Origin of the sequence: Mesorhizobium sp. B4-1-4 (assembly GCF_006439395.2) — a bacterium.
In the GTDB taxonomy this organism is placed as follows: domain Bacteria; phylum Pseudomonadota; class Alphaproteobacteria; order Rhizobiales; family Rhizobiaceae; genus Mesorhizobium.
Genome location: NZ_CP083950.1, coordinates 3,641,374 through 3,664,993, shown reverse-complemented (window position 1 = coordinate 3,664,993; position 23,620 = coordinate 3,641,374). Strand labels below are relative to the sequence as shown.

Genomic DNA, 23,620 nt, shown 5'->3' with positions numbered 1-23,620 from the left:
GCATGGGTGGACAGGCGAAGATCGACTATGGGGTCAGGCGACTGCGGCCAACAACGCCGGCCTTCGACAGGCTGAAGGAAGAGAGCCGGCTGGAAGGCTATTGGATGCTGGTGCGCCTGGCGGATGGCTGGGCAAGCGGCCGCGACAAGTTCCTCAAACGGGGCGAGGCGCTGTTTGGAGCATGGCATGGCGCGGAGCTCGCAGGTGTCTGCGGGCTGAACATCGATCCTTATTTCGAGGGCAGGGACCACGGCCGGGTCCGGCATCTGTTCGTCAGTGCAGGTCACCGCCGCGCCGGCCTTGGCCGCATGCTGGTCGAGACCGTCATCGACCGGGCTCGCCAGTATTTCACCCTGTTGAACACCCGGGCGCCGCGCGAAGCCTTCGCTTTCTATGAGCGGCTTGGCTTTCAACGCGTGGAGAGCGAAGAATTCGTCAGCCACCGCATGGTGTTCGGAAAGGGAAGCTGAAATGTCCTTACGTCCGCCATCTCGTCTTGCCGGCGCGTCGGCCGCCGAAGCGGCCTTCGACGCGCTCGGCCATGAAATCCTGGCCGAGAAGGCGGCGGCACTCGGGCGTGCCGGGCAGCGGGTTGAAGAAACGCTGGGTAGGTTGCGCGACAATGCCGACGAGCAGTTGCGCCCCCGATTGCTCAAGGAGGCCACGGTGGCCGTTCACGCCTATTTCATCCAGCGCGAACTGTGCGGCCTTCGAAGGCATGACGCCGTGATCCGCGAATACAATATTCCGAAAGCCGTGCTGGTCAGGCTCGGCGCCATGTAGGGTCGGCGCTGGCCGCGCTGATTTCCCTGTGGAAACGCGCCAGGCGGGTGGCGAGCCCTTCGGGATTTTCATCGGCGACGAAATGTCCGCTGTTGGGGATGATGTCGCCCTCTACTTCCGAAAGCCCGGCCGCGAGCAGGCCATCGACATAGTCGCTGATATCGCCGGGCTCCGCCGATCCCCTGAGATACAGCACCGGAATTGCGATCGGCTGCGCGGGCCGTGCGGCATTGGCTTTGGCGTCTTCCGGGAAGGCGCGATACCAGTCGAATCCGGCCTGGAGGCTTTCGGGCCGGGAATAGGCTTTTGCATAGATTTCCCGGGCATCATCCGGGATCGAGGCCCGGTCCTTCGAAAGCGCATTGAAGAAGAGGTCGAAATAGGCGCTCTGATGGCCGCTCACCAGCGTTTCCGGCAAGGCCGGGACGGCATGGAATGCAAAATGCCAGATCCGCGGATTGCCAATGACCTTCTCCCACGGCGCAATGCCTGGAATGACGACGTCCATGATCGCCGCGCCGCAGAGGATCTCGGGATGGTCGCGCAGCAAGGCAAACACGATCTGGCCGCCGACATCATGGCCGGCGGCCACGAGTTGCCGCAGGCCGCAAGCCTCGGCCACGCCTCTCATCAGCCTTGCCAGGGTCCTCTTGTCGCCAGCCCCGGGCAAACCCTGCGAGCCGCCGATGCAGGGCAGGTCGGGCGCGACGACCCGGTATTCGGTTGCCAGCCGGCCGATCACCCGTTCGAACGCGTAGGAGCTTTGTGGCCATCCGTGCAGCAGGAGGAAAGCCGGCGCTCCGGCCGGGCCCGCTTCGCGCAAGGCAATGCTCAGCCCTTCGATTTCGATATCCGAGGTTTGCATGTCCTGGCCATGTCGACCGCCCATCCAGTGAATCTAGGCGGCAACCGGAAACCGACAAGCAAGGGCATCATCACTCCAGCCACTCGGTGATGAAAGTGCCGTTCTCGTTGATGTCGGTCGTTTCCAGCGGCCCCGGACCGAGATTGGTGAATTTGTGCGGCGTGTGCGGCGGAACGATCAGGATCTGGCTGGCCGAGGCCTCGATCTCCTGATCGCCGACGGTGAACAGGCCGGTGCCCTGGCGGATGATGAAGATCTCGGAATAGGGATGGACGTGCAGGCGCGGGCCGCCGCCGACATCGGGCAGGTAGTTGAAGATCAGGCAGGCATTGGAGCCACAGGCGCCGCATTGCAGTTCGCCCTTCCAGCGGTCGGAACGAACAGCCCATTCCTCGCGGTCTATGACGTGCGCCATGCCTCCTGTGTCGAGGTGCACAAGGACACTGGATTTGCGGTTGTTTCCCGGCTGTTTAGCCGCCTTTTGCGGCCATTCGCCGTCTTGCCGCGCAACAGGGGATTTTGTCCCCGCGACAATCTGCCCATGTGCCTTGACCCGTCTGGACAAAAACGGGCTTCACGCATAAACCGAAGTCCAAATGCCGGAGGAATTCGCTAGCCTGTTCGCCATGCGCTGTCGGGTTGGCGTGATTGAGCGGGGACAAGGCTCGGCCACCGGCGCGGAAGAGGCGAAAGGATCAGGCACCCGTGAGCGCAACCGACATCCACGATCCCAATCGTCGAGATTTTCTTTACGTCGCCAGCGGCATGGCCGCCGTGGTTGGCGCCGGTGCCGTCGCCTGGCCGTTCATCGACCAGATGCGCCCCGATGCCTCGACGCTGGCGCTCGCCTCGGTCGAAGTCGATGTCTCCTCGCTGACGCCAGGCAGTTCGCTGATCGTCAAGTGGCGCGGCAAGCCGGTCGTGGTGCGCAACCGCACCGAAAAGGAAATGAAGGACGGCGAAGCCGTCAGCCTTTCCGATCTCAAGGACCCGATCGCCCGCAACGCCAACCTCCCGTCCGACGCGCCGGCGACCGATGCCAACCGCACCACACCCGGCAAGGAAGCCTGGATGGTGATGGTTCAGGTCTGCACGCATCTGGGCTGCATCCCGCTCGGCCAGGAAGGCGATTTCGGCGGCTGGTTCTGCCCGTGCCACGGTTCCCAATACGATACCGCCGGCCGCATCCGCAAAGGTCCGGCGCCCGAGAACATGGCGATTCCGGTATTCAAGTTCGTTTCCGATACCAAGATCCTTATCGGTTGAGGCAGGGGATATTTCGATGAGCGAGGGACACTCGACCTATACGCCAAAAACCGGTCTCGGACGCTGGTTCGATGCCCGCATGCCGCTGCCGCGGCTGGTCTATGACAGCTTCGTCGCCTACCCGGTGCCGCGCAACCTCAACTACATGTGGACGTTCGGCGGCATCCTGTCGATCATGCTGGTCTCGCAGATCATCACCGGCATCGTGCTGGCGATGCATTATACGTCAGACAGCACTCTCGCCTTCGATTCGGTCGAGAAGATCATGCGCGACGTCAACTCCGGCTGGCTCTTGCGCTACATGCATGCCAACGGCGCCTCGTTCTTCTTCATCGCCGTCTATGTCCACATCTTCCGCGGCCTGTTCTACGGCTCGTACAAGGCGCCGCGCGAGCTGCTCTGGATCCTCGGCTGCATCATCTACCTCTTGATGATGGCGACCGGCTTCATGGGCTATGTGCTGCCGTGGGGGCAGATGAGCTTCTGGGGCGCCACCGTCATCACCGGCTTCTTCAGCGCCATTCCACTGGTCGGCGACTGGATCCAGCAGCTGCTGCTCGGCGGCTTCGCCGTCGACAATCCGACGCTGAACCGCTTTTTCGCGCTGCACTACCTGCTGCCGTTCATGATCGCCGGGGTCGTCGTGCTGCACGTCTGGGCGCTGCATGTCGTGGGCCAATCGAACCCGACCGGCATCGAGGTCCAGTCGAAGACCGACACTGTCGCCTTCACTCCGTACGCGACCATCAAGGACGCGTTCGGCATGATCGTGTTCCTGTTCTTCTTCGCCTATTTCGTCTTCTACCTGCCGAACTATCTCGGCCATGCCGACAACTACATCGTCGCAAACCCGCTGAAGACGCCGGCTCACATCGTGCCGGAATGGTACTTCCTGCCGTTCTACGCGATCCTGCGCGCCATCACCTTCAACATCGGGCCGATCAACTCCAAGCTCGGCGGCGTGCTGTGCATGTTCGGCGCCATCGCCATGCTGTTCCTGGTGCCCTGGCTCGACACCTCCAAGGTGCGTTCGGCGGTGTACCGGCCCTGGTACAAGCTGTTCTTCTGGCTGTTCGTGGCCGATGCCATCCTGCTTGGCTGGCTGGGCTCGCAGCCGGCGGAAGGCAGCTATGTGTTCATGGCGCAGATGGCGACGCTGTTCTACTTCGCCTTCTTCCTGATCGTCATGCCGGTGCTCGGCCTGATCGAGACGCCGCGCAGGGTGCCGAACTCGATCACCGAGGCGGTGCTGGAGAAGAACAAGGGTGGCAGCGGGCATCCAGCGGGCGCCACGGCCGCACCACAGACCAAGGGCTGAGCGGTAGAGAATCTAAGGGGATTTGGCATGAAAAAGATTCTCACCTCGCTTGCGCTGATCGGCCTTGTGGCCGCCAGTACGGCGGCATTCGCGGCCGAAGAGGCGCACAACGCCGCGGCTCCGACGCATTTCCCGATCAACGAGCCGAAGGAAATGAGCTGGAGCTTCACCGGCCCGTTCGGCACCTATGACAAGGCGCAGCTGCAGCGCGGCCTGAAGGTCTACAAGGAAGTCTGCTCGGCCTGCCATTCGATGAATTTGGTGGCGTTCCGCACGCTTTCGGACCTTGGCTACAACGACGCGCAGATCAAGACGCTGGCGGCCGGATACACCATCCATGACGGCCCCAACGATGCCGGCGACATGTTCGACCGTCCCGGCAAACCATCAGACCATTTCCCGGCGCCGTTCGCCAATGAGGAGGCCGCTGCTGCCTCCAATGGCGGCGCTGCTCCGCCCGACATGTCGCTGCTGGCCAAGGCGCGCGGCGTCGAGCGCGGTTTCCCGCAGTTCGTCTTCGACATCTTCACCCAGTATGACGCCGGCGGTCCCGACTACATCCATTCGCTTCTGACCGGCTACGACCAGACGCCGCCGGCCGGAATGGTCATCCCTGAGGGTACGCACTACAACCCGTACTTCATGTCGGGCGTGTCGCTGAAGATGCCCAAGCCGCTCTCCGACGGCCAGGTGACCTATGATGACGGCTCGCCGCAGACCATCGACCAATATGCCCGCGACGTCTCCGCCTTCCTGTCCTGGGCGGCCGAGCCGCACATGGAAGACCGCAAGAAGATGGGCTTCCGTGTGCTGGTGTTCCTGCTTCTGTTCGGCGCCCTGGTCTACATGACCAAGCGCAAGGTGTGGGAAGGCGTGGCGCACTGAGCGACGCGAAATTTGGGTTATGAAAGGGCGCCGCGCGGCGCCCTTTCTGCTTCCGGCGACTTGGCTGGCGATGGTTTCGGCGGCGGCGGAATGGGCCTATAGTTCCTGATGGCAGAGCGGACCGGGAAGGGCCGAGCATGCAGGACAGCCAACGCAGCCGTGACGAGAATGCGATCCGGGTCGTCATTGCCCGCCAGTTCGCCAGCCTGAGCTGGGGGCCCGATGTCGCGCCTGGCTGGGACGATTTTGCCGGTGATTTCCTCCCAGGCGCCAGCCTTTACCCTGCCGCGCGACCGGCAAGGCCGATCAGTGTCGATGATTTCGTCACCCGCATGCGCGCACTGTCGGAGACGTCGCTGCGGACGTTCGATGAGGTTGTGCTTGGCGTCACCGTTCAGGTCTTCGGCAATATCGCGATCGCGGCCGCCGCCGCCGAGATGACCGAGAACGGAGCCGAGACCAGCCGCTCCGTGGAAATGCTGCTGCTGGTGAAGAGCGAAGGGCAGTGGAAGATCGCCGCGCAGGCATGGGACAGAGCGAGCGAGGCCAATCCTTTGCCGGATGCGCTTGTCTCGGCCGCGACATCGCGCTAGCCGTTGCCGGTGGCGCCGGGTTACGATCGGCCCTGCGCCGTTTCTCACCTGTCAGCTGCATCATCCGGAGCCTCCTCATGAAACCTTCGCTCGAAGACACGCTGCTGGCGTCGATCCGCACCATTCCGGACTATCCCAGGCCCGGCATCCTGTTTCGCGACATCACCACGCTGCTCGGCAATGCGCGCGCCTTTCGCCGCGCCATCGACGAGCTGGTGCATCCCTATGCCGGCCAGAAGATCGACAAGATCGCCGGCATCGAGGCGCGCGGCTTCATCCTTGGCGGCGCTGTCGCCCATCAGCTCTCGGCCGGCTTCGTGCCGATCCGCAAGAAGGGCAAGCTGCCCTTCGACACGGTGCGCGTGGCCTACAGCCTGGAATACGGGCTGGACGAGATGGAGATGCATAGGGATGGCGTTTCACCTGGCGAGAAGGTGATTCTGGTCGACGACCTGATCGCCACCGGCGGCACGGCGGAAGCAGCGGTCAAGCTCTTGCGCCAGATCGGGGCCGACATCCTGGCCGCCTGCTTCGTCATAGACCTGCCGGATCTGGGAGGGCGTGCCAAGCTCGAGGCACTCGGCGTGCCGGTGCGGACGCTGATCGGGTTCGAGGGACATTGAGCGGGCGAGGGCGGCACCCTGCTTGCCGGGTCCCCGCTGCTTCGCAGCGTCCCGGCGTTCGCCGGCCTTTCATCGTGCCGCTGGCACGATGAATTCGCTTACGCGAACCGGCTACTCACCCACCTTCACGAGCACGGCGCTTTCGAATTCCAGCACCTTGTCGCCGGTCGAATCGAAGGCATCCGAACGCAGCGCCAGCAACTGCCAACCGGGGCGTGAAGTGATCGGGCGGTGGGAAACAGCGGTGCGGGTGAAAGTCACCGTCTCGCCGGCATAGACCGGCTTCAGCCATTTGAGGTTCTTGAAACCAGGCGAGGGACCGAATTCCGGCACCGGGCCTGGACCATCCCAGCCCTCGGCGTCCATACGCTTTTCCAGATTGTATTTCATCCAGGTGGCAGCAGTGTGCCAGCCGGAGGCGCAGAGGCCGCCAAGCACGCTGTCCTTTGCCGCCTCCTCGTCGACATGGAAGACCTGCGGGTCGTATTTGCGGGCGAACGCCTTGATCTCCTCAGGCTCGAATCTGTGCGAACCGAGGGTGACGGTGGTGCCGATGCGGAAGAATTCGTCGAGGGTCACGCGACGGCCTCGCGGGTGAGGAACATGCCGGTGTTCTCGAGCTCGAAGACGCTTTCGCCACGCTGGTTGAAGAGCTCGGCGCGCATGGTGACCAGCCCGAGCTGCGGCCTCGACCTGGAGAGGCGCTTGGCCATGATGGTGCTGTGGCCGGTCAGCGTGTCGCCGGCCAACACCGGCTTCTTCCATTTGACATAGTCGATGCCCGGCGAACCTTGTGAAGTGGAGTCCAGCAGGAATGCGTCGCACCACATGCGCATGAACATGGCGCAGGTGTGCCAGCCGGACGCCGCCAGCCCGCCAAGGATGGACGCCTTGCCGGCCTGCTCGTCGAGATGCATCGGCTGGGCGTCGAACTCCGTGGCGAATTCGATGATCTCTTCAGCGCTGACCAGCTTGGTGCCAAGGTCGAGCGACGTGCCCTCGACGAAATCGTCATAGGTCCAGGTCTTTCCGGGAGCAGAGATCTTTTCGGAAGCAGAGATCTTTGCGGTCATCAGGCAAAATCCGGTTGAAGGACGAGCGATTGCGACGGATCGGGGTTCCCGAATGCAAGCCGAAGGCGGTCAGGTCAAGTATTTTCTAATGCGCCAGACCCGGCAGAGCCTGCCGGGACGGTTCCAAAGTTGGCAGGTCGACCGGCTGCTTCGCATCTTTGGCGAGGCGGTGAGAGTGGAAACTCCACGAGCACGCCTCTTTCCCTGCAGGGGAATGGTACGGCAAAATCATCACGGACTGGATTCCGCGACCTGCTTGGCTGCCGAGGACGCTCAGAGCCAGCCGCGGCGGCGGAAGTACCAGAAGGGCAGGATCGCCGACAGGATCATCAGGCCGATGGCGAAGGGATAGCCCAGCTGCCACTTCAGCTCGGGAATGACGTCGAAATTCATGCCGTAGATCGAGGCGACCAGCGTCGGCGGCAGGAAGATGACGGCGGCGACCGAGAAGATCTTGATGATGGCGTTCTGCTCGATCGAGATCATGCCGAGCGTGGCGTCGAGCAGGAAGGAGATCTTCTGCGACAGGAAGGTGGCGTGGTCGGCGAGCGACAGCACGTCGCGCGACATCGTCTTGATGCGGGCGCGGACATCCTTGCTCATCTTGGTCTGTGTGGCGACATGGGCGAGGAAGCCGGCCAGCCGCTGCAGCGAGATCAGGCTGTCGCGCACGGAAGAGGCGATGTCCTCCTTGCGGCCGATGGCCTTCAGCAGTTCCTGGAAGTCGCGGTTGCGCTTCGACACCTTGGTCGAGCGTGCCTCGAAGATGTCGCGCGAGATGGCCTCGACATCGCGGCCGGCGCGCTCGAGTATATCGGCCAGGCGGTCGACGATCGCTTCCAGCAGGCCGATCAGGATGGTATCGCCGCTGGTGCAGCCCATCGCCACCTTCTCGGCGCGCAGCGGAAAGGTCTTGAACGCCTTCGGCTCGTGATAGCGAACCGTGATCAGCCGATTGCCGGAGAGCGCGAAGGTGACCGGCGACATCAGGGGATCGTCGACCTCGGTCTGGGCGGGCAGGGTGGCGGTCATGAAATAGGCGCCGTCCTCGATGTAGAGGCGGCTGGAGATCTCGATCTCCTCCATCTCCTCGCGGGTCGGGATGGCGATGCCGAGCCAGCTCTCGATGGTGGTTTCTTCTTCCTTGGTCGGGTTGATCAGATCGGCCCAGACGACCCTATCGCCATCTGCCAGCAGGTCGTCGACGATGCGCAGGCGATCATTGTCCACGACAAAAGCCTTGATCATCGCCAGATCTCCCCTGCTAGGATTAAAGGGCGTTTGGATTGATACTTCGTGTCGGATTGCACGGTTCTTCGCCGCATGCGCCGAGTGTGCGTCCGCCGCTTAGACCCCTGACATGACAAAATCAAGACGAGCCCGGACTGGAGCCGGGCCGGCATCGCCCGCTCAGAAAAACGCGTCCAGCAGCCGGTACCAGGAAAGCTTCGCCGGTTCGGCTTCCGGCGGTCGGTATCGTTCAAACCGCCGCTGAACGGCGGTCCGCAGCCGAAGATCGAACGTCACGCGCCACCGGCGGCGCGCCTTCCGTCAGATCAGGTGTTGAACTTGAACAGCATGACGTCGCCGTCCTGGACGACGTATTCCTTACCTTCGTCGCGTGCCTTGCCGGCTTCCTTGGCGGCCACTTCGCCGCCCAGCGTGACATAGTCATTGTAGGCGATGGTCTGGGCGCGGATGAAGCCGCGTTCGAAATCGGTGTGGATGACGCCGGCGGCTTGCGGTGCCTTGTCGCCCTTGTGGATGGTCCAGGCGCGGGTTTCCTTCGGACCGGCGGTGAAATAGGTGATCAGCTGCAGCAGCTCATAGCCGGCGCGGATGACCTTGTTCAGGCCCGGCTCGTCGAGACCGAGCGAGGACAGGAATTCCATCTCTTCCTCATCGCTGAGCTGGGCGACCTCGGCCTCGATCGCCGCCGAGATGACGACGGTGCGGGCGCCTTGCGCGGTCGCCATTTTCTCGACGGCCCTTGTGTGCTCGTTGCCGGTGGCGGCGTCGGCCTCGGCGACGTTGCAGACATAGAGCACAGGGTGCGAGGTCAGCAGGTTCAGCCCCTGCAGGATGCGCAGGTCCTCGGCCGAAATGCCCTTGAGCAGGATGCGGGTCGGCTTGCCGGCCTGCAGCAGCTCGAGCGCGGCCTCCATCATCGGCAGCACTGACGTCGCTTCCTTGTCCTTGGTCGAGGCGCGCTTGCGGATCTGCACGATGCGGCGCTCCAGGCTGTCGAGGTCGGCGAGCATCAGCTCGGTCTCGACCGTCTCGGCATCGGCGACGGGGTCGATGCGGCCCTCGACATGGGTGATGTCGTCATCCTCGAAGCAGCGCAGCACGTGCACGATGGCGTCGACCTCGCGGATGTTGGCGAGGAACTGGTTGCCCAGCCCTTCGCCCTTGGAGGCGCCGCGCACCAGGCCGGCAATGTCGACGAAGGAGATGCGGGTCGGGATGATCTCCTTCGACTTGGCGATCTCGGCGATCTTTTGCAGGCGCGGATCGGGCACCGCCACTTCGCCGGTGTTCGGTTCGATGGTGCAGAACGGATAGTTGGCGGCCTGCGCCGCAGCCGTCCTGGTCAACGCATTGAAAAGCGTCGACTTGCCGACGTTGGGCAAGCCAACAATGCCGCATTTGAAACCCATTTTTCGTCCAGTCCTATCGGGAAATCGAAATTTGATCAGGGCTATGGGGGTAGGGGTGAGGAACGTCAAGCCCTTCGAAGATCGGGCCCTTCGAACATCGGGGGCGATGTAGTCGGTGCAGAGGTCGGCATCGCCCATACCGACGCCGGCCGCCCTGGTTCCTAGTCTTTTCCGAACAGTTTCTTCAGCATGGCGGCCATCGGGCCCGTTTCAGGCAGCTTGGCAGGCGCCTGCTGCTGCCGCGCCTGGCGGATGTGGCTCTGCTGTTTTGGCCCCTGCTGCTTCTGCGCCGGCTTGTCCGGCTCGGCCGCGGCCTTGCCCTGAACGGCGAGCGCTGCCTTGTTCATGAAACCGGATTCGTCGCCCTTGACGATCATGGCGGCGTTGTCGGCGATCGCGTCCAGCAGCGGTTCCAGCCATTCGCGGTCAGCCTTGGCGAAATCGCCGAGTACATGGTGCTGGACCATTTCCTTGATGCCGGGATGACCGACGCCGATGCGCACGCGGCGATAGGTGTTGCCGACATGGCCGTCGATCGAGCGGATGCCATTGTGGCCGCCGGCGCCGCCGCCGGTCTTGATGCGCAGCTTGCCCTCGGCAAGGTCGATCTCGTCGTAGAAGACGGTGAGCGCGGACGGTTCGAGCTTGTAGAAGCGCAGCGCCTCGCCGACCGACTGGCCGGACAGGTTCATGAAAGTCTGCGGCTTGATCAGGATGATCTTTTGGCCGCCGAGCGTGCCCTCGGTGATCAGGCCCTGGAATTTCTTCGACCAGGGCGAAAAGGAATGGCGGCGGGCGATAGCGTCCGCCGCCATGAAGCCGACATTGTGCCGGTTGCTGGCGTACTTCGCGCCCGGATTGCCGAGTCCTGCAAACAGCAGCATCGTCAGCTCCGGGCGGGAAGGACTTACTTCTCTTCGGCGGCGGGAGCCGCTTCGGGAGCGGCCGCTTCAGGCGTCTCTTCCGTCTCCGGCTTCATCGCCGCGGAACCGGCGATGGTCGCGATGGTGAAGTCGCGATCGGAGATGACCGGCTTGACGCCGGCCGGCAGCTTGACCGCCGAGATGTGGATCGAATCGCCGATATCGGCGCCGGTGAGATCGACGGTGATGAATTCCGGGATCGCATTGGCCGGGCAGTGGAACTCGACCTCGTGACGCACGATGTTGAGCACGCCGCCGCGCTTGATGCCGGGCGACTTGTCTTCATTGACGAAGTGCACGGGCACGTCGACATTGACTTCGGTGTCCTTGCCGATGCGCAGGAAATCCACGTGCATCGGGAAGTCCTTGACCGGGTCGAGCTGGAAGTCCTTCGGCAGGACCTGGATCTTCTTGCCGTCGACATCGATCGTGGCGACCGTGGTCAGAAACCCGCCGCCATGGATCTTGTAGTAGATGTCCTTGTAGGTGAGAGCGATCGCCAGGGGAGGCTGCTTGTCACCGTAGATTACTGCAGGCACTTTACCGTTGCGGCGAACTGCACGGGCGGACCCCTTACCGACCTGTTCGCGCGCTTCGGCCTTGAGCTCGTAAGCATCGTGGCTCATGGCTTTTCCTTTCGCGTGTTATGGAGCGTTCGCGGAGAGCAGTGTGCCCAAGCCGTAAACGTCGAAAGCCGCCGGACCTCGATGCCCGAATGCCGGAAACCGCGGTGAGCGGATCTTTGTTCGGGATCACAAGGGGAAGGCAGCCTTCCGCCGCGTTGCCTCCAAGGGTGTCTACGCGGGTGGCGGCTCTATAGCGGAAGGCGGCGGGGGGTGCAAGCCATGGCCGGAGAGGCTGGCTACTGGTCGCCGGTCAAGGCATCGCGCAACGCCTGGACTTGCCGGTTGAGGGCGTTGAGCTCGGCGAGCGTCATGCCTGAGCGCTCGATCAGGGTTTCGTTCAGGCAGTTGCACCGGACAAGCAGGGCGCGCCCGGCGGCGGTCAGGTCGACCTGAACCTGACGCTCGTCGGTCCGGCTACGCTGGCGGGTCACCAGTCCAGCCTGCTCCATCCGCTTCACCAGCGGCGTGATGGTGCTCGATTCCAGGGCGAGCCGGTCCGCAATCGTGCCGACCGACATGCCGTCGGCTTCACCCAGGGCGTTGAGCACCAGATATTGCGGATAGGTGATGCCCATCTCGTTCAGCATGGGTTTATATGTGCGGTTGATGGCCATGCTCGTGGCATAAAGCGTGAAGCAGAGCTGATTGTCCAACGGGAGAGGCACGACGCATTCCTTGTTTTGCAACTTACGGGTTAAGTACCACGAAAATGATATCGCGATACATATTTTTGTGGACAGAGAGTGTGAACCGCGTTAGCAATCTGTTATCGCTATAATGATTGTCGCGATAGCAAACGAAGGGAGATTGAGATGACAATGCAGACCAAGTCCGGCTCGGGCAGCGGCACGATCACCACCAAGGATGGCACGGAGATCTATTACAAGGACTGGGGAACGGGTCAGCCCATCGTTTTCCACCATGGCTGGCCATTGAGCAGCGACGACTGGGACGCCCAGATGCTGTTCTTCCTGTCGAAGGGCTACCGCGTCATCGCCCATGACCGGCGCGGCCATGGTCGCTCGACCCAGACGGATATCGGCAACGAGATGGACACCTATGCGGCCGATGTTGCTGAACTTGTCGCGCATCTCGACCTCAAGGACGCCATCCATGTCGGCCACTCGACCGGCGGCGGCGAGGTGGCGCGCTACGTCGCGAAGTACGGCTCGGGCGGCCGTGTCGCCAAGGCGGTGCTGATCGGCGCGGTGCCGCCGATCATGGTCAAGACGCCGGCCAATCCCGGCGGCCTGCCGATCGAGGTGTTCGACGGTTTCCGCTCCGCCCAGGCAGCCAACCGCGCCCAGTTCTTCCGCGACGTCCCGGCCGGCCCGTTCTATGGCTTCAACCGTCCGGGCGCCGAGGTTTCGCAAGGGGTCATCGACAATTGGTGGCGCCAGGGCATGATGGGCGGCACCAAGGCGCATTATGATTGCATCAAGGCCTTCTCGGAGACCGACTTCACCGAAGACCTCAAGAAGATCGACGTGCCGGTGCTGGTCATGCATGGCGACGACGACCAGATCGTTCCCATCGCCGACTCGGCGCTGCTGACCATCAAGCTGCTCAAGAAGGGCGAGCTCAAGGTCTACAAGGGTTACCCGCACGGCATGGCCACGACCCATGTCGACGTCATCAACACCGACCTGTTGGCCTTCTTCAAGTCGTAAGGTCTTCCGGACCAAACAGAAAGAGCACCCGCCAACCGTAGGGTGCTCTTTCGCGGATAGAACGCGAATGGTCTAACTCATTGCTTTCACGCAATTCCGGACGGAACCCGCTACGCACTTTTCCTGAAATTGCTCTAAGCGGCGGCTTCCATGGTCCGGGCTTCCCTCATGTTGGGCAGGAACACCGTCAGCAGCCCCAGGAACGGCAGGTACGAGCAGATCTGGAAGACGAAATCGATGCCCTTCATGTCGGCGACGACGCCGAGCACGGCGGCCGCGATGCCGCCCACGCCGAAGGCGAAGCCGAAGAAGATGCCGGCGATCATGCCGACGCGGCCCGGCACCAGCTCCTGCGCGAAGACGACGATGTTGGAGAAGGCCGACGACAGGATCAGCCCGATCAGCACCGTCAGCACCATCGTCCATTCCATGTTGGCGTAGGGCAGCGCCAGCGTGAAGGGCAGCACGCCGACGATCGAGAACCAGATCATCGCCTTCTGCCCGTAGCGGTCGCCGAACGGGCCGCCGAGCAGGATGCCCAGCGCCGAGGCGCCGAGGAACAGGAACAGCATCACTTGGCTCATCTGCACCGACACGCCGAACTTATGGATGGAATAAAAGGTGTAGTAGCTGGCGAGGCTGGCGATATAGGCGTTCTTGGTCAGCACCAGCAGCGTCAGCACCGCCAATGCCCACATGACCTTGCGGCGCGGGAATGGCGAGACGAAGTTTTGCGCCTTGCGTGTCCCTTGCGCGGCGCGCAGACGGCTGTACCAGCCGCCAACCTGCCACAGGATGGCGATGCCGATCAGCGAGCCGACGGTAAACCAGGCGATGCTGGTCTGGCCGAAAGGCACGACGATGAAGGCGGCCAGCAATGGCCCCATGGACTGGCCGAAATTGCCGCCGACCTGGAACAGCGACTGGGCCAGGCCAAACCGGCCGCCGGACGCGAAGCGGGCGATGCGTGAGGATTCGGGATGGAAGATCGCCGAGCCGATGCCGATCAGCGAGGCGCCGATCAGGAGCAGGTAATAGTGCCCGGCATAGGCCAGCACGACCAGTCCGATCAGCGACGCGGCCATGCCGTAGGGCAGGGAGTAAGGCATCGGCCGCTTGTCGGTGATTGCGCCGATGATCGGCTGCAGCAGCGATGCCGTCACCTGGAAGGTGAAGGTCAACAGGCCGATCTGCCAGAAGTCGAGGCCGTAATTGTCTTTCAGAAGCGGATAGATGGCCGATAGCAGCGACTGCATGATGTCGTTGATGCAATGGCAGAGGCTCACCGCCAGAATGACGGTGAACGCCGTCGCCTGGGCTGAAACGTGACTGGCGCTCGCCGGTGTCGCGACGCTGCTCGCTGTCGTATCGGTCAAGATAGGCTCCGTAGTCTTTTTGGCGGCAGAGCCGCAGGACTGAGGCTGCGGGGCTTTCCCGCCCCGCAGCGGTAACATAGCGGGACGCTCCCGCAGGCAGCCTTATAAGCTGGTTGCCGGGCTACTTCTTTCGTGGTTTGGTCCAATAGTTTCGCAAGTGGGCCAGCTGAGCATGATGATACCGCGCGGTAAGGAGCTTTTCGGCGCCGGTCGTACCGATCTCGAGCGATTGCACGGGTTGCGTTGGCAGTGGCTGGAGCAGGCGGTTGGACCGGCGGTGGTCTTGCCGACCGAATATCCGGATGGCTACCATGTGCCGCATCATCACCACAGCCGCAGTCAGTTGCTGCATGCGCTGGTGGGCGTCGTGCTGGTGACGACGCGGCACGGGCGCTGGATGGTGCCGCCCGACCATGCAATGTGGATTCCGGCCGGCATCGAACATTCCGTCGAGATGCTGGGCGATGTCTCGATGCGCTCGGTCTATGTCATGCCGCAGGCGATTCCCGGCCTGCCGGAAGGCATGCGCGTGGTCGGCATCACCGACCTGATGCACAGCCTGATCGTGGAATCCGAGAAGCTGCCGCAAGGTGACGAATTGGAAGGGCGCGGCGGCCTGATCATGAACCTTCTGCTGCACGAGATTCCGCAGCTGCCGGAACGGCCGCTGGGCCTGCCGTTCCCGTCCGATCCCAAACTGGCGGCGCTCTGCCGGCGCTTTGTCGCGGCACCCTCGCCGCACGCGACGATCGACGAATGGGCCGATGCCGTCGGCATGAGCCGGCGCTCCTTCACGCGCGCCTTCCAGCGCCAGACCGGATTGTCGCTGTCGACATGGCGCCAGCAGGCCTGCCTGTTCGCGGCGCTGCCGCGGCTGGCCGATGGCGAGCCGATCACCAGGGTGGCGCTCGATCTCGGCTATGACAGCGTGCCGGCCTTCATCACCATGTTCAAGCGCATGCTCGGCTCCTCGCCGCGTGGCTACATGCGCGGTGCCCGTGACAGCGGAGAAAGCCCGCGGCGGATGGTACCCGGTGCCGGAACCAGATTGCCGCCGCCGGGAGGTTAATCGAACAGGCTCGACACCGATTCCTCGGTCGCCGTGCGCGAGATGGCTTCGCCGATCAGGTCGGCGATCGAGATGACGCGGATGTTGGGGGCATCGAGCACGGCCTGGGTCGGCTGGATGGAATCGGTGATCACCAATTCCTGCAACTTCGAGCCGCTGATGCGGGCGACCGCGCCGCCCGAGAGCACGCCGTGGGTGATATAGGCGGTGACGCTGGTGGCGCCGTTGGCCAGCAGCGCATCGGCGGCATTGCACAGCGTGCCGCCGGAATCGACGATGTCGTCGATCAGCAGGCAGTCCTTGCCGGCGACCGCGCCGATGATGTTCATGACTTCCGATTCGCCCGGGCGCTCACGGCGTTTGTCGACGATGGCGAGTTGCGCGTCGAAGCGCTTGGCCAGCGCACGCGCGCGCACCACGCCGCCAATATCGGGCGATACCACCACGACATTGCCGAGTTGCTTGTATTTCGCCTTCACGTCGCGGGCCATCACCGGTACCGAGAACAGATTGTCGGTCGGGATGTCGAAGAAGCCCTGGATCTGGCCGGCATGAAGGTCCAGCGTCAAAACCCGGTTGACGCCGGCGCGGGTGATCATGTTGGCCACCAGCTTGGCCGAGATCGGCGTGCGGCCGGAGGCGCGGCGATCCTGCCTTGCATAGCCGAAATAGGGGATGACCGCCGTGATGCGCCGGGCCGACGAGCGCATGAAGGCGTCGATCATGATGAGCAGTTCCATCAGGTGATCGTTGGTCGGGAACGAGGTCGACTGCAGGATGAAGACATCCTCGCCGCGCACGTTTTCCTGGATTTCGACGAAGATTTCCTGGTCGGCGAAGCGCCTGACACTGGCCTTGCCCAGCGGGATGTTGAGATAGCGGGCGACCGCTTCGGCCAGCACCCTGTTGGAATTGCCCGCGAAGAGTTTCATGCACCGTTCCTGGTGGAGGGTGGAGAGGCCTGACGGACTCTCCTGTACCTTTTAACCGGGCTTTTAGCGGCCCGCGCTGGTATTGCAAGCGCCGAGATCGGGAATCCGCCGGCTAAGCTCAAGAAAGCTGTTGGGCATCGCCGGCTGACAACATCTCAACTCGCCTTGCCGCCAAGAAACGCCGCGAACTGGTCGATGGTCTGGTCGGCGATCGCCTGCATGGTGGCGGGCGAGACCGCCTTCCAGCTGTCGGCACTCCCGCTGTTGCCGGAATTGACCGCAGGCACCTTCATCTGGCCGTTGATACGGTGCAGGCGGTTGCCGGAGGGGTCGTAGACGTCCCAGACATAGATGATGGTGGTGTCCTTGCCCTCCGAAATCGCCGAGAAGTAGCCCTTGAGCACATGGGTCGCGGTCTGATCCTGGCTGCCTGCAAGCGTGATGCCACGCTGCTTGGCGCGCGCCTGCAGTTCCGCCGTCAGCGGGGTGGCGGCTTCCACCGAAGCGCCAACGATCGGCGCGATCTGCAGCCGGGTTTTGGCAAGGATGGCGGCGGCCTGTGCGGGCGTGACCGGAGTGGTGGCGGCAGGCGCACCCGCCGTGGTGGCAGGCGCGGCTGATGACGCCGGGACCGAAACACCAGCCACCGCTCCGCCTTGCGCTGCCGGCGCCGAGGTGGCCGGTGGGGTGATTGCGGAAGGTTCGAGAACGTCCTTTGCGTTGGTGCAGGCCGCCAGAGCCAATGCCACAAGCAATGACACGGTCGTCAGACGCGATCGTCTCATTTGCCTTCTAACTCCTTGGCGAAGAACGCCTCCCATTGTGGTTTCACTGCACGATCAAGTCGAGATCATGGCGGGAGAGCGGCTTCGGCTGGGATTCGGTTGTCAGGTAGGTGCGGCCAAGCGTCATCGCCGTCTCGGTGTCGGAATCCATGATGATCATGTGAGCGAACAGGGTCATGTTCGGCGCGATCGGCTCGGGATTGCCCTGGATGAACATCGGCATGTCCATCCAGGACGGTGTGAAGCGCGCGCCGACCGAATAGCCGCAGGCGTTCAGCCGATGCTTGGTCAGGCCATGCGCCTCCATGGTGCGGGCATGGGCGTCGAAGACGTCGCCGAATGTGTTTCCGGGCGTCATCGCCTTTTCGACGGCGAGAAGCGCGGCGCGCGCCGCGTCGAACAGTTCCTGATGGCGCTTGGAGACCTTTCCGGTCAGCACCGTGCGCATCATCGGCGCATGATAATGATGGAAGACGCCGGCCCATTCGAGCGTCAGCTGATCGTTCTTGGTGAGCTTGCGGCGGCCGGCCTTGTAGCGGCACAGCAGCGCGTCGACACCGGAGCCGATGATGAATTCGTTGGCCGGATAGTCGCCACCGCCAGCAAAGACGGCGCCCTGCATGGCGGCCAGAATCAGGGCTTCGTCGCCGCCTTGCTTGATCAGCGGCAGGGCCGCGTCCAGCGCGTCGTCGGAGAGGTTGGCGGCCTTCTCGGCCTTGGCGATCTCGGCCGGACTCTTGAACAGGCGCAGCCGTCCGACGATGCCGGATGCGTCGGCGATCTGGCCGAAGGTCTGCAACTGCTCGTCCAGCCGGCGGCCATTGTAGGCGGTCAGCCCGTGGGTGTCGTATTCGACGCCGATACGGGCGCCAAGCAGGTCGAGTTCGTTGAGCAGGTTGCGCAGGTCGACCGCCGGGTTGGCGCCATTGCGGTCGGTCCACAGCACGATGTTATCGATGATCGAGGTCTGGCGCGCCTGGCGCAGATCGGCCGAGCGGGTGAGCAACACCATCGAGCCGTCGGCCTTCACCACCAGGCACTGGAAGAAGCAGAAGCCGAACGTGTCATAGCCGGTCAGCCAGTACATGCTCTCCTGCGCGAACAGCAGGATGGCGTCGAGCTTCTTTTCGGCCATCTCGATCATCAGCCGGTCCCGCCGCGCGTCGAATTCGGATCGTTCAAAATGCAGCGCCATTATTCCCTCTCCAAAACAATCGCCGAAACCTGCCGGCCATAATCAGGCTCCTTGCGGTGCCTGGTGCGCCGGTAGGAGTAAAAAAGATCTTCCTCGGCATAAGTGCAGCGGCCGAGGCCCTCGGCGGTAACGCCGGCCCTGGTCAGCCGGTCGACCGTGTAGCGGTTGAGGTCGAACATGGCGTGGCCGGCATTGGCGGAGGGCGTGAAATAGGCGGCGTTTTCAGCATCCGCCTCGACGAAGCGGGCAACGAATTCAGGACCGACCTCGTAATTGTCCGGGCCGATCGAAGGACCGAGCACGGCAATGATGTTCTCACGCCGGGCGCCAAGGCTTTCCATGGCAAGAACGGTGTTTTCGAGCACGCCGGTGAAGGCGCCCTTCCAGCCGGCATGCGCCGCGCCGATGATGCGCGCTTGCGCATCGGCAAAGAGCACCGGGCCGCAGTCGGCGGTCGAGGCGCCGATGGCAATGCCGGGCCGGTCAGTGACGATGGCGTCGGCCTTGGGCCGCTCGCCGGCAAAGGGCTCTCGGGCGATTACGACGTCGGGCGAATGGATCTGCCAGGCGGTCAGCAGATGGTTCGCCGGCACGCCCATCCAGGCGGCGACACGGCGGCGGTTCTCGGCGACCAGCGCCTGGTCGTCATCCGAGCCGGTGCCGATGTTGAGGCCCTGGTAGATGCCGGCCGAGACGCCGCCGACGCGGGTGAAATAGCCGTGGCGGATGCCTTGTGCCTGCGCCTCGTCCAGCAGCGGCGACCGAACAGGATCCGGTTTGGTCTGATTCAGCATGCGGGCGTTGTTGTCCGTATGAGCGGTTTCGTCAAGAAAAAGCGGCCGGCGGTCCGGCCGTTCTTTTACCGGACGGGAGATTGGGAGAGGCAGCGGTGAAAAGTCAATCCGTCGTGGCAAAAGGCCGGACGGCGGCGCCGCGCGGCAGGACGGCAAGCACCTTGAACAGCTCGCCCATGGCCTGCGGCCCGACCAGGCGTTCGACATCGCCGGTGATCTTGTCGCGCGCCGCCTGGCTGGCATCGGCGCCAAGCCTGCCGGCACGCTCGAGGATGCCCATGCCAAGCAGGAAATCGCCCTGCGTCGACAGGTGGGCGCCGAGACCGTGCGCGCGCACGGTCGCGGCAAGGGCGGCGAAATCGACATGCGAGGTGAGATCGGCTTCACCCGGATTGGCCAGCACATCTTCGTGATTGTGCCGGCGCAAGGCCTGCAGCGTGTCGCCGACACCCGGCTGCAGATGGCCATAGTCGAGGAACAGCCCGGCGCCATTGTCTCGGGCCATGCGCTCGGCGATGGCTGTCATCAGAGCCGTGCGGGCCGGTGCCACTTCGGCGACCGCGCCTTGCGGTGCATTTGCGGCATCGGGAGGCAGCAAAGTCGGATCGACCGAGCCGGCGCCGGCGAAGAAGCAAAGATTGTTCTCATCATCGAGGCCGATCATCCGCTCGCGCCAGCCGGCGCCGGCGCGCACGAACTGGCGGATGGGGACGGCGTCGAACAGTTCGTTGCCAACGATCAGCAGCGGCTGATGAGGGAGGGTCTCGATCGTCTCGTGCCACCGAACCGCGAACGGTGTCGGGGCAAGCGTCTGCTTCTGCACCTCGGCCAGGCGCGGGCTGGTCTCGATCATGGCGAAGTCAGCACCATTGGCCAGCGCCGGGTCGAGCCGCGACAGGGTGCGCAGCATGTCCTTTATCAGTGTGCCACGGCCTGGGCCGATCTCGGCGATGGTCACCGGCATCGGGCGGCCGATCGCCAGCCACGCCTGGTAGAGCCAGACGGCGACCAGTTCGCCGAACATCTGGCTGATCTCCGGCGCGGTGACGAAATCGCCGGCGGTACCGAAGGGCTCGCGCGTCGTGTAGTAGCCGTCCGAAGGGTCGAACAGGCACATCGCCATGTATTCGTTGACGGGAAGGGGACCAAGTGCCTCGATCAGGTTGACGATCCGGGTCTTCAGCCGCGTCATGTCGCCTGCGGCTGCGATTGCGTCACCGGCTTGGCGGTGGCCATCGCCCAGATGCCGGCCAGCACCATCGGTGTCGACAGGATCATGCCCATGGTCAGCCAGTTGGTGCCGAGGAGATAGCCGAGCTGCTGGTCCGGCTCGCGGAAGAACTCGACGAAGATGCGCGACAGGCCGTAGCCGCAGATGAAGGCGCCGCCGACGAAGCGCGGCGTCTTCAGCTTGAGGCGCGAATGGGTGAGGATGCGCAGCACGACAAACAGCACCAGGCCCTCGAGCAGCGCTTCGTAGAGTTGGCTCGGATGGCGAGGGTCGAGACCGGCCGGACATTGCCCTAGCGCCTGCTGGAGGCGATCGTTGCAGAAGACCACCCCCCAGGGCATGTCGGTCGGCCTACCCCAAAGTTCGGCATTGATGAAATTGCAGACGCGCACCAGTCCAAGCCCAACCGGCACGCCGGCGGCCACGACATCGAACAGCGACCAGGTGCGGATGCCGCGCTTGATGGAAAACAGCGTCATGGCGAGGATGACGCCGAGCAGGCCGCCATGGAACGACATGCCGCCTTGCCAGACGGCGAAAATGTCGAGCGGATGCGCGATGTAGCGCGGCAGGTCGTAGAACAGCACATAGCCAGTGCGGCCGCCCAGCACCACGCCGATGGCCGCCCAGACGATGAAATCGTCGAGGTCCTCGGGCTTCATCGGCAGGATGCCGTCGGGCCAGAGCCTTGGATTGGACGCAAGCCGCTTGGCATACCACCAGGCAAACAGGATGCCGACGATGTAGCCGACGCCGTACCAGTGCACCGCCAGCGGCCCGATCTGGACGAGGATCGGGTTGATGTTGGGAAAGGGCAGCGAGGCCAGCGGCAGCAGGAAATAGTCGTTCAACGGGAGCTCTCGGTTGCGAAACGCGTTTGCGCGCGGACCATGCGGCAGGGTTTGGGCAGGGTCAAGGCAAGGTGGTTGCCGTCAATTGTCGGGGCGGGTCATCCTTTCGGGCCATCGCCGTGCAGGCGGTAAGTTCAACCCTGAGACTTGGCAGCCACCACCTGCCGCAACGCGTCGTTGATCCTGTCCTGCCAGCCGGGGCCATCCTCCTGGAAATAGTCCAGCACGGCTCGGTCGATCCTGATCGAAACGAGCTCGCGGACATTCGGGGCGGTCGAGGGTTCCCGGGGCGGTGCCGCCGGCTTCTTGACCGGCTTGAAGGCCGCTTCGGCGGCTGCCATCGGATTTGTTGGTCGGCGTGGAGGCGTTGCCATTGATTGACCCTGATTGGAGTGTGCTGACGCAACATGAGACGACAACACAATAGGCGATTTGGCGTCCTCGAGTACAGGTTGGAGCTGTTTGACAACTGCCTATAGGCACGGCAGCGCCATGCGCCATAGCAACGCAGATGCCGCACCAAGCTTCAACGTTCTTGCATTCTCCGCGCGGCGCCACTACGTCATTTCGAGCAAGCGAGGATTTGCCATGTCGACCGGACCGAACCGCATTCTCGACGAATTCGCCAAGCTCATGACCGATGCAGCCGGTGCCGCCCAGGGCGTGCGGCGCGAGGTGGAAACCGCCTTCAAGGGGCAGGCGGAGCGTATCCTCAATTCGATGGACGTGGTGCAGCGCGAGGAATTCGAGGCCGCGCGCGAGATGGCAGCCAAGGCCCGCGACGAGAATGCCCGTCTTGCCGCCCGCATCGAAGCGCTCGAAGCCAGGCTCGCCGAACTGGCCGGTGATACCGCGCCAGCGGCGGCGGCGAAGCCGCGTGCAAAAAAATAATCATTAAACTTTTCCACATAGCCCAATTCTGAAAAGCGCTTTGCCGTGAATCGCTTAACGGCATTGCATGAATCTTTGTGACAGCGCCTTTCCACATGCGAATGACGCAGTGCGAAAAATTGGGCTGTTCACGCGACTCCCGATCAATAGACTGAATTTGTTGCATGATTCGGAGCAGGGTCATGCGGCCGGGCGGTGGGGTCCGGTCTGGGGGTCTTTGCGTCGAGAAGTCCTGGCCGTCCGAGTTCTAGATCAGATTGTTCGTTGTGTGTGCCCTCCCGCGGAGCGTGTGGCGGCGCTCCTTAGAACGACAGGAAGCATTCCATGGAACTTCTCGAACTCGAATTCTCCCGCGAAATCCATCCGGTGGATGTTATCGAGCAGGTGGCCCACAACAATGACTGGTCCTTCGAACGGGCCGGCGATGACGAAATCTCGATCTCGGTCGCTGGCAGCTGGACCGACTATCACGTCTCCTTCTCCTGGATGGAGGATTTCGAGGCACTGCATCTGGCCTGCGCCTTCGACATCAAGGTGCCGGAGACCCGCGCGCTGGAAGTGATGCGGCTGTTGTCGCTGATCAACGAGCAGATGCTGTTCGGTCATTTCGACCTCTGGGAGCAGGAAGGCGCGATCATGTTCCGCCAGTCGTTGCTGCTGGCGGGCGGAGTCGAGCCGTCGAGCCAGCAGGTCGAGGTGCTTTTGTCCTCGGCGCTGGAAGCCTGCGAATGCTATTTCCAGGCGTTTCAGTTCGTCGTCTGGTCGGGAACCTCGGCCAAGGATGCGCTGGCCGGTGTGCTGTTCGAGACCTACGGCAACGCCTGAGCATCGGTAAGACAGTGTCATGAGTACGAGCAGCGAGCGCAAGCCCGAGATCAGTTTTGCCGATTTCGATCGTGTCGACATCCGCGCCGGCACGATCGTCGAGGCCGAACCGTTTCCCGAGGCGCGCAAGCCGGCATTCAAGCTGAAGATCGATTTCGGGCCCGACATCGGCATCAAGAAATCGTCGGCGCAGATCACCAAATACTATACGCCGGAAACGCTGGTCGGGCGGCAGGTGTTCGCTGTGGTCAATTTCCCGCCGCGCCAGATCGGGCCGTTCATGTCGGAAGTGCTGACGCTGGGCTTTCCTGACGAGGAGAGTGCTGTCGTGCTCGGCGCCATCGAGCGCAAGGTGCCGGACGGCGGGCGTTTGTTTTAGTTTTCGT

General features: G+C 63.3%; 29 protein-coding genes. 12 read left to right on the top strand and 17 right to left on the bottom strand.

The window, feature by feature from the left end; genetic code table 11:
• Positions 1-2: 2 nt before the first annotated feature.
• Both FJW03_RS17530 and FJW03_RS17525 read left to right on the top strand, forming a co-directional pair.
• Entirely contained in the window at positions 3-470 is a 468-nt protein-coding gene (locus tag FJW03_RS17530) for a GNAT family N-acetyltransferase (protein ID WP_140759873.1), read from the top strand.
• Position 471: 1 nt separating this feature from the next.
• Complete coding sequence (locus tag FJW03_RS17525; RefSeq protein WP_140759875.1) at positions 472-783, top strand: DUF6665 family protein; 312 nt, start codon at positions 472-474, stop codon at positions 781-783.
• Here the strand turns inward: FJW03_RS17525 and FJW03_RS17520 are convergent.
• Positions 764-1,648, bottom strand: a complete 885-nt coding sequence (locus FJW03_RS17520; RefSeq protein ID WP_140759878.1) for an alpha/beta fold hydrolase — start codon at positions 1,646-1,648, stop codon at positions 764-766. The two genes, FJW03_RS17525 and FJW03_RS17520, sit on opposite strands and share 20 nt — an antisense overlap.
• Positions 1,649-1,718: 70 nt before the next feature.
• On the bottom strand, positions 1,719-2,063 hold the full coding sequence (locus FJW03_RS17515; RefSeq protein ID WP_140759881.1) for a cupin domain-containing protein: 345 nt from the start codon (positions 2,061-2,063) through the stop codon (positions 1,719-1,721).
• Positions 2,064-2,353: 290 nt separating this feature from the next.
• Between FJW03_RS17515 and petA the strand changes: the two genes are divergently transcribed.
• From petA to FJW03_RS17490, 5 genes are all read left to right on the top strand, one after another.
• The gene (gene petA, locus FJW03_RS17510) at positions 2,354-2,914 is read left to right on the top strand and encodes a ubiquinol-cytochrome c reductase iron-sulfur subunit (protein ID WP_140759884.1); all 561 of its coding nucleotides are present in this window, start codon (positions 2,354-2,356) and stop codon (positions 2,912-2,914) included.
• Positions 2,915-2,930: 16 nt separating this feature from the next.
• Positions 2,931-4,232 carry a cytochrome b gene (locus FJW03_RS17505; protein ID WP_140759886.1) on the top strand — a complete coding sequence of 434 codons (1,302 nt, stop codon included), beginning with the start codon at positions 2,931-2,933 and terminating at the stop codon, positions 4,230-4,232.
• 27 nt (positions 4,233-4,259) lie between these two features.
• On the top strand, positions 4,260-5,117 hold the full coding sequence (locus FJW03_RS17500) for a cytochrome c1 (RefSeq protein ID WP_140759889.1): 858 nt from the start codon (positions 4,260-4,262) through the stop codon (positions 5,115-5,117).
• A gap of 137 nt (positions 5,118-5,254) precedes the next feature.
• Entirely contained in the window at positions 5,255-5,710 is a 456-nt protein-coding gene (locus tag FJW03_RS17495; RefSeq protein WP_140759892.1) for a nuclear transport factor 2 family protein, read from the top strand.
• A gap of 77 nt (positions 5,711-5,787) precedes the next feature.
• Positions 5,788-6,333, top strand: a complete 546-nt coding sequence (locus FJW03_RS17490; RefSeq protein ID WP_140759893.1) for an adenine phosphoribosyltransferase — start codon at positions 5,788-5,790, stop codon at positions 6,331-6,333.
• A gap of 111 nt (positions 6,334-6,444) precedes the next feature.
• On the opposite strand, the gene FJW03_RS17485 is transcribed toward FJW03_RS17490, so the two are convergent.
• The 7 genes from FJW03_RS17485 to FJW03_RS17455 form a co-directional block, all read right to left on the bottom strand.
• A complete protein-coding gene (locus tag FJW03_RS17485; protein WP_140759896.1) occupies positions 6,445-6,912 on the bottom strand; it encodes a MaoC family dehydratase in 468 nt (155 codons plus the stop codon).
• Positions 6,909-7,406 carry a MaoC family dehydratase gene (locus tag FJW03_RS17480; RefSeq protein WP_181173103.1) on the bottom strand — a complete coding sequence of 166 codons (498 nt, stop codon included), beginning with the start codon at positions 7,404-7,406 and terminating at the stop codon, positions 6,909-6,911. Before FJW03_RS17480 ends, FJW03_RS17485 begins: the two co-directional genes overlap by 4 nt.
• Before the next feature lie 273 nt (positions 7,407-7,679).
• Positions 7,680-8,654, bottom strand: a complete 975-nt coding sequence (corA, locus tag FJW03_RS17475) for a magnesium/cobalt transporter CorA (protein WP_140745468.1) — start codon at positions 8,652-8,654, stop codon at positions 7,680-7,682.
• Between the two features lie 308 nt (positions 8,655-8,962).
• The gene (gene ychF, locus FJW03_RS17470; RefSeq protein ID WP_140745462.1) at positions 8,963-10,066 is read right to left on the bottom strand and encodes a redox-regulated ATPase YchF; all 1,104 of its coding nucleotides are present in this window, start codon (positions 10,064-10,066) and stop codon (positions 8,963-8,965) included.
• Between the two features lie 161 nt (positions 10,067-10,227).
• Entirely contained in the window at positions 10,228-10,950 is a 723-nt protein-coding gene (pth, locus tag FJW03_RS17465) for an aminoacyl-tRNA hydrolase (protein WP_140759898.1), read from the bottom strand.
• A 23-nt stretch (positions 10,951-10,973) separates the two neighbouring features.
• A complete protein-coding gene (locus FJW03_RS17460) occupies positions 10,974-11,615 on the bottom strand; it encodes a 50S ribosomal protein L25/general stress protein Ctc (RefSeq protein ID WP_140759901.1) in 642 nt (213 codons plus the stop codon).
• A 236-nt stretch (positions 11,616-11,851) separates the two neighbouring features.
• On the bottom strand, positions 11,852-12,280 hold the full coding sequence (locus FJW03_RS17455; RefSeq protein WP_140759904.1) for a MarR family winged helix-turn-helix transcriptional regulator: 429 nt from the start codon (positions 12,278-12,280) through the stop codon (positions 11,852-11,854).
• Positions 12,281-12,427: 147 nt separating this feature from the next.
• Here FJW03_RS17455 and FJW03_RS17450 point away from each other — a divergent pair, with 147 nt between their 5' ends.
• Entirely contained in the window at positions 12,428-13,285 is an 858-nt protein-coding gene (locus tag FJW03_RS17450) for an alpha/beta fold hydrolase (RefSeq protein WP_140759907.1), read from the top strand.
• Positions 13,286-13,419: 134 nt separating this feature from the next.
• Here the strand turns inward: FJW03_RS17450 and FJW03_RS17445 are convergent, their stop codons facing one another.
• A complete protein-coding gene (locus tag FJW03_RS17445) occupies positions 13,420-14,661 on the bottom strand; it encodes an MFS transporter (RefSeq protein WP_181173104.1) in 1,242 nt (413 codons plus the stop codon).
• A gap of 175 nt (positions 14,662-14,836) precedes the next feature.
• On the opposite strand from FJW03_RS17445, the gene FJW03_RS17440 reads away from it, so the two are divergent.
• Positions 14,837-15,730 carry an AraC family transcriptional regulator gene (locus FJW03_RS17440; protein WP_413466509.1) on the top strand — a complete coding sequence of 298 codons (894 nt, stop codon included), beginning with the start codon at positions 14,837-14,839 and terminating at the stop codon, positions 15,728-15,730.
• Here the strand turns inward: FJW03_RS17440 and FJW03_RS17435 are convergent.
• The 7 genes from FJW03_RS17435 to FJW03_RS17405 all read right to left on the bottom strand — a co-directional run bounded on the left by FJW03_RS17435 (position 15,727) and on the right by FJW03_RS17405 (position 21,892).
• Positions 15,727-16,662 (bottom strand): ribose-phosphate pyrophosphokinase, encoded by a 936-nt coding sequence (locus tag FJW03_RS17435; protein ID WP_140613170.1) that lies wholly within the window; start codon positions 16,660-16,662, stop codon positions 15,727-15,729. The genes FJW03_RS17440 and FJW03_RS17435 overlap by 4 nt on opposite strands.
• 155 nt (positions 16,663-16,817) lie before the next feature.
• Positions 16,818-17,447, bottom strand: coding sequence for a hypothetical protein (locus tag FJW03_RS17430; RefSeq protein WP_140759913.1), 630 nt, complete (start codon positions 17,445-17,447; stop codon positions 16,818-16,820).
• Positions 17,448-17,490: 43 nt separating this feature from the next.
• Positions 17,491-18,642: a M24 family metallopeptidase gene (locus tag FJW03_RS17425; protein WP_140692183.1), complete on the bottom strand. Its 1,152-nt coding sequence runs from the start codon at positions 18,640-18,642 to the stop codon at positions 17,491-17,493.
• Entirely contained in the window at positions 18,642-19,436 is a 795-nt protein-coding gene (gene pgeF / locus FJW03_RS17420) for a peptidoglycan editing factor PgeF (RefSeq protein ID WP_140759915.1), read from the bottom strand. The genes FJW03_RS17425 and pgeF overlap by 1 nt, the downstream gene beginning before the upstream one ends.
• 103 nt (positions 19,437-19,539) lie before the next feature.
• Positions 19,540-20,628: a class I SAM-dependent methyltransferase gene (locus FJW03_RS17415; RefSeq protein WP_140759917.1), complete on the bottom strand. Its 1,089-nt coding sequence runs from the start codon at positions 20,626-20,628 to the stop codon at positions 19,540-19,542.
• On the bottom strand, positions 20,625-21,518 hold the full coding sequence (gene lgt, locus FJW03_RS17410) for a prolipoprotein diacylglyceryl transferase (RefSeq protein ID WP_140613165.1): 894 nt from the start codon (positions 21,516-21,518) through the stop codon (positions 20,625-20,627). The genes FJW03_RS17415 and lgt overlap by 4 nt, the downstream gene beginning before the upstream one ends.
• A gap of 134 nt (positions 21,519-21,652) precedes the next feature.
• A complete protein-coding gene (locus tag FJW03_RS17405) occupies positions 21,653-21,892 on the bottom strand; it encodes a BrnA antitoxin family protein (protein WP_140613164.1) in 240 nt (79 codons plus the stop codon).
• A 214-nt stretch (positions 21,893-22,106) separates the two neighbouring features.
• On the opposite strand from FJW03_RS17405, the gene FJW03_RS17400 reads away from it, so the two are divergent.
• The 3 genes from FJW03_RS17400 to FJW03_RS17390 all read left to right on the top strand — a co-directional run bounded on the left by FJW03_RS17400 (position 22,107) and on the right by FJW03_RS17390 (position 23,613).
• Positions 22,107-22,409, top strand: coding sequence for an accessory factor UbiK family protein (locus FJW03_RS17400; RefSeq protein WP_140613163.1), 303 nt, complete (start codon positions 22,107-22,109; stop codon positions 22,407-22,409).
• A 324-nt stretch (positions 22,410-22,733) separates the two neighbouring features.
• The gene (locus FJW03_RS17395; RefSeq protein WP_013893499.1) at positions 22,734-23,234 is read left to right on the top strand and encodes a YbjN domain-containing protein; all 501 of its coding nucleotides are present in this window, start codon (positions 22,734-22,736) and stop codon (positions 23,232-23,234) included.
• A 19-nt stretch (positions 23,235-23,253) separates the two neighbouring features.
• Positions 23,254-23,613: a tRNA-binding protein gene (locus FJW03_RS17390; RefSeq protein WP_140759919.1), complete on the top strand. Its 360-nt coding sequence runs from the start codon at positions 23,254-23,256 to the stop codon at positions 23,611-23,613.
• Positions 23,614-23,620: the final 7 nt, after the last annotated feature.

Bases quoted from the DNA above. Each gene is read 5' to 3' on its own strand.
- FJW03_RS17430 (WP_140759913.1), bottom strand. From the start codon at position 17,447: ATGAGACGATCGCGTCTGACGACCGTGTCATTGCTTGTGGCATTGGCT.
- corA (WP_140745468.1), bottom strand. From the start codon at position 8,654: ATGATCAAGGCTTTTGTCGTGGACAATGATCGCCTGCGCATCGTCGAC.
- pth (WP_140759898.1), bottom strand. From the start codon at position 10,950: ATGCTGCTGTTTGCAGGACTCGGCAATCCGGGCGCGAAGTACGCCAGC.
- FJW03_RS17390 (WP_140759919.1), top strand. From the start codon at position 23,254: ATGAGTACGAGCAGCGAGCGCAAGCCCGAGATCAGTTTTGCCGATTTC.
- FJW03_RS17480 (WP_181173103.1), bottom strand. From the start codon at position 7,406: ATGACCGCAAAGATCTCTGCTTCCGAAAAGATCTCTGCTCCCGGAAAG.
- FJW03_RS17440 (WP_413466509.1), top strand. From the start codon at position 14,837: ATGATACCGCGCGGTAAGGAGCTTTTCGGCGCCGGTCGTACCGATCTC.
- FJW03_RS17515 (WP_140759881.1), bottom strand. From the start codon at position 2,063: ATGGCGCACGTCATAGACCGCGAGGAATGGGCTGTTCGTTCCGACCGC.
- pgeF (WP_140759915.1), bottom strand. From the start codon at position 19,436: ATGCTGAATCAGACCAAACCGGATCCTGTTCGGTCGCCGCTGCTGGAC.
- FJW03_RS17425 (WP_140692183.1), bottom strand. From the start codon at position 18,642: ATGGCGCTGCATTTTGAACGATCCGAATTCGACGCGCGGCGGGACCGG.
- FJW03_RS17525 (WP_140759875.1), top strand. From the start codon at position 472: ATGTCCTTACGTCCGCCATCTCGTCTTGCCGGCGCGTCGGCCGCCGAA.
- FJW03_RS17395 (WP_013893499.1), top strand. From the start codon at position 22,734: ATGGAACTTCTCGAACTCGAATTCTCCCGCGAAATCCATCCGGTGGAT.
- FJW03_RS17400 (WP_140613163.1), top strand. From the start codon at position 22,107: ATGTCGACCGGACCGAACCGCATTCTCGACGAATTCGCCAAGCTCATG.
- FJW03_RS17490 (WP_140759893.1), top strand. From the start codon at position 5,788: ATGAAACCTTCGCTCGAAGACACGCTGCTGGCGTCGATCCGCACCATT.
- FJW03_RS17500 (WP_140759889.1), top strand. From the start codon at position 4,260: ATGAAAAAGATTCTCACCTCGCTTGCGCTGATCGGCCTTGTGGCCGCC.
- FJW03_RS17460 (WP_140759901.1), bottom strand. From the start codon at position 11,615: ATGAGCCACGATGCTTACGAGCTCAAGGCCGAAGCGCGCGAACAGGTC.
- FJW03_RS17450 (WP_140759907.1), top strand. From the start codon at position 12,428: ATGACAATGCAGACCAAGTCCGGCTCGGGCAGCGGCACGATCACCACC.
- FJW03_RS17405 (WP_140613164.1), bottom strand. From the start codon at position 21,892: ATGGCAACGCCTCCACGCCGACCAACAAATCCGATGGCAGCCGCCGAA.
- FJW03_RS17530 (WP_140759873.1), top strand. From the start codon at position 3: ATGGGTGGACAGGCGAAGATCGACTATGGGGTCAGGCGACTGCGGCCA.
- FJW03_RS17495 (WP_140759892.1), top strand. From the start codon at position 5,255: ATGCAGGACAGCCAACGCAGCCGTGACGAGAATGCGATCCGGGTCGTC.
- FJW03_RS17520 (WP_140759878.1), bottom strand. From the start codon at position 1,648: ATGCAAACCTCGGATATCGAAATCGAAGGGCTGAGCATTGCCTTGCGC.
- FJW03_RS17435 (WP_140613170.1), bottom strand. From the start codon at position 16,662: ATGAAACTCTTCGCGGGCAATTCCAACAGGGTGCTGGCCGAAGCGGTC.
- FJW03_RS17415 (WP_140759917.1), bottom strand. From the start codon at position 20,628: ATGACGCGGCTGAAGACCCGGATCGTCAACCTGATCGAGGCACTTGGT.
- ychF (WP_140745462.1), bottom strand. From the start codon at position 10,066: ATGGGTTTCAAATGCGGCATTGTTGGCTTGCCCAACGTCGGCAAGTCG.
- FJW03_RS17505 (WP_140759886.1), top strand. From the start codon at position 2,931: ATGAGCGAGGGACACTCGACCTATACGCCAAAAACCGGTCTCGGACGC.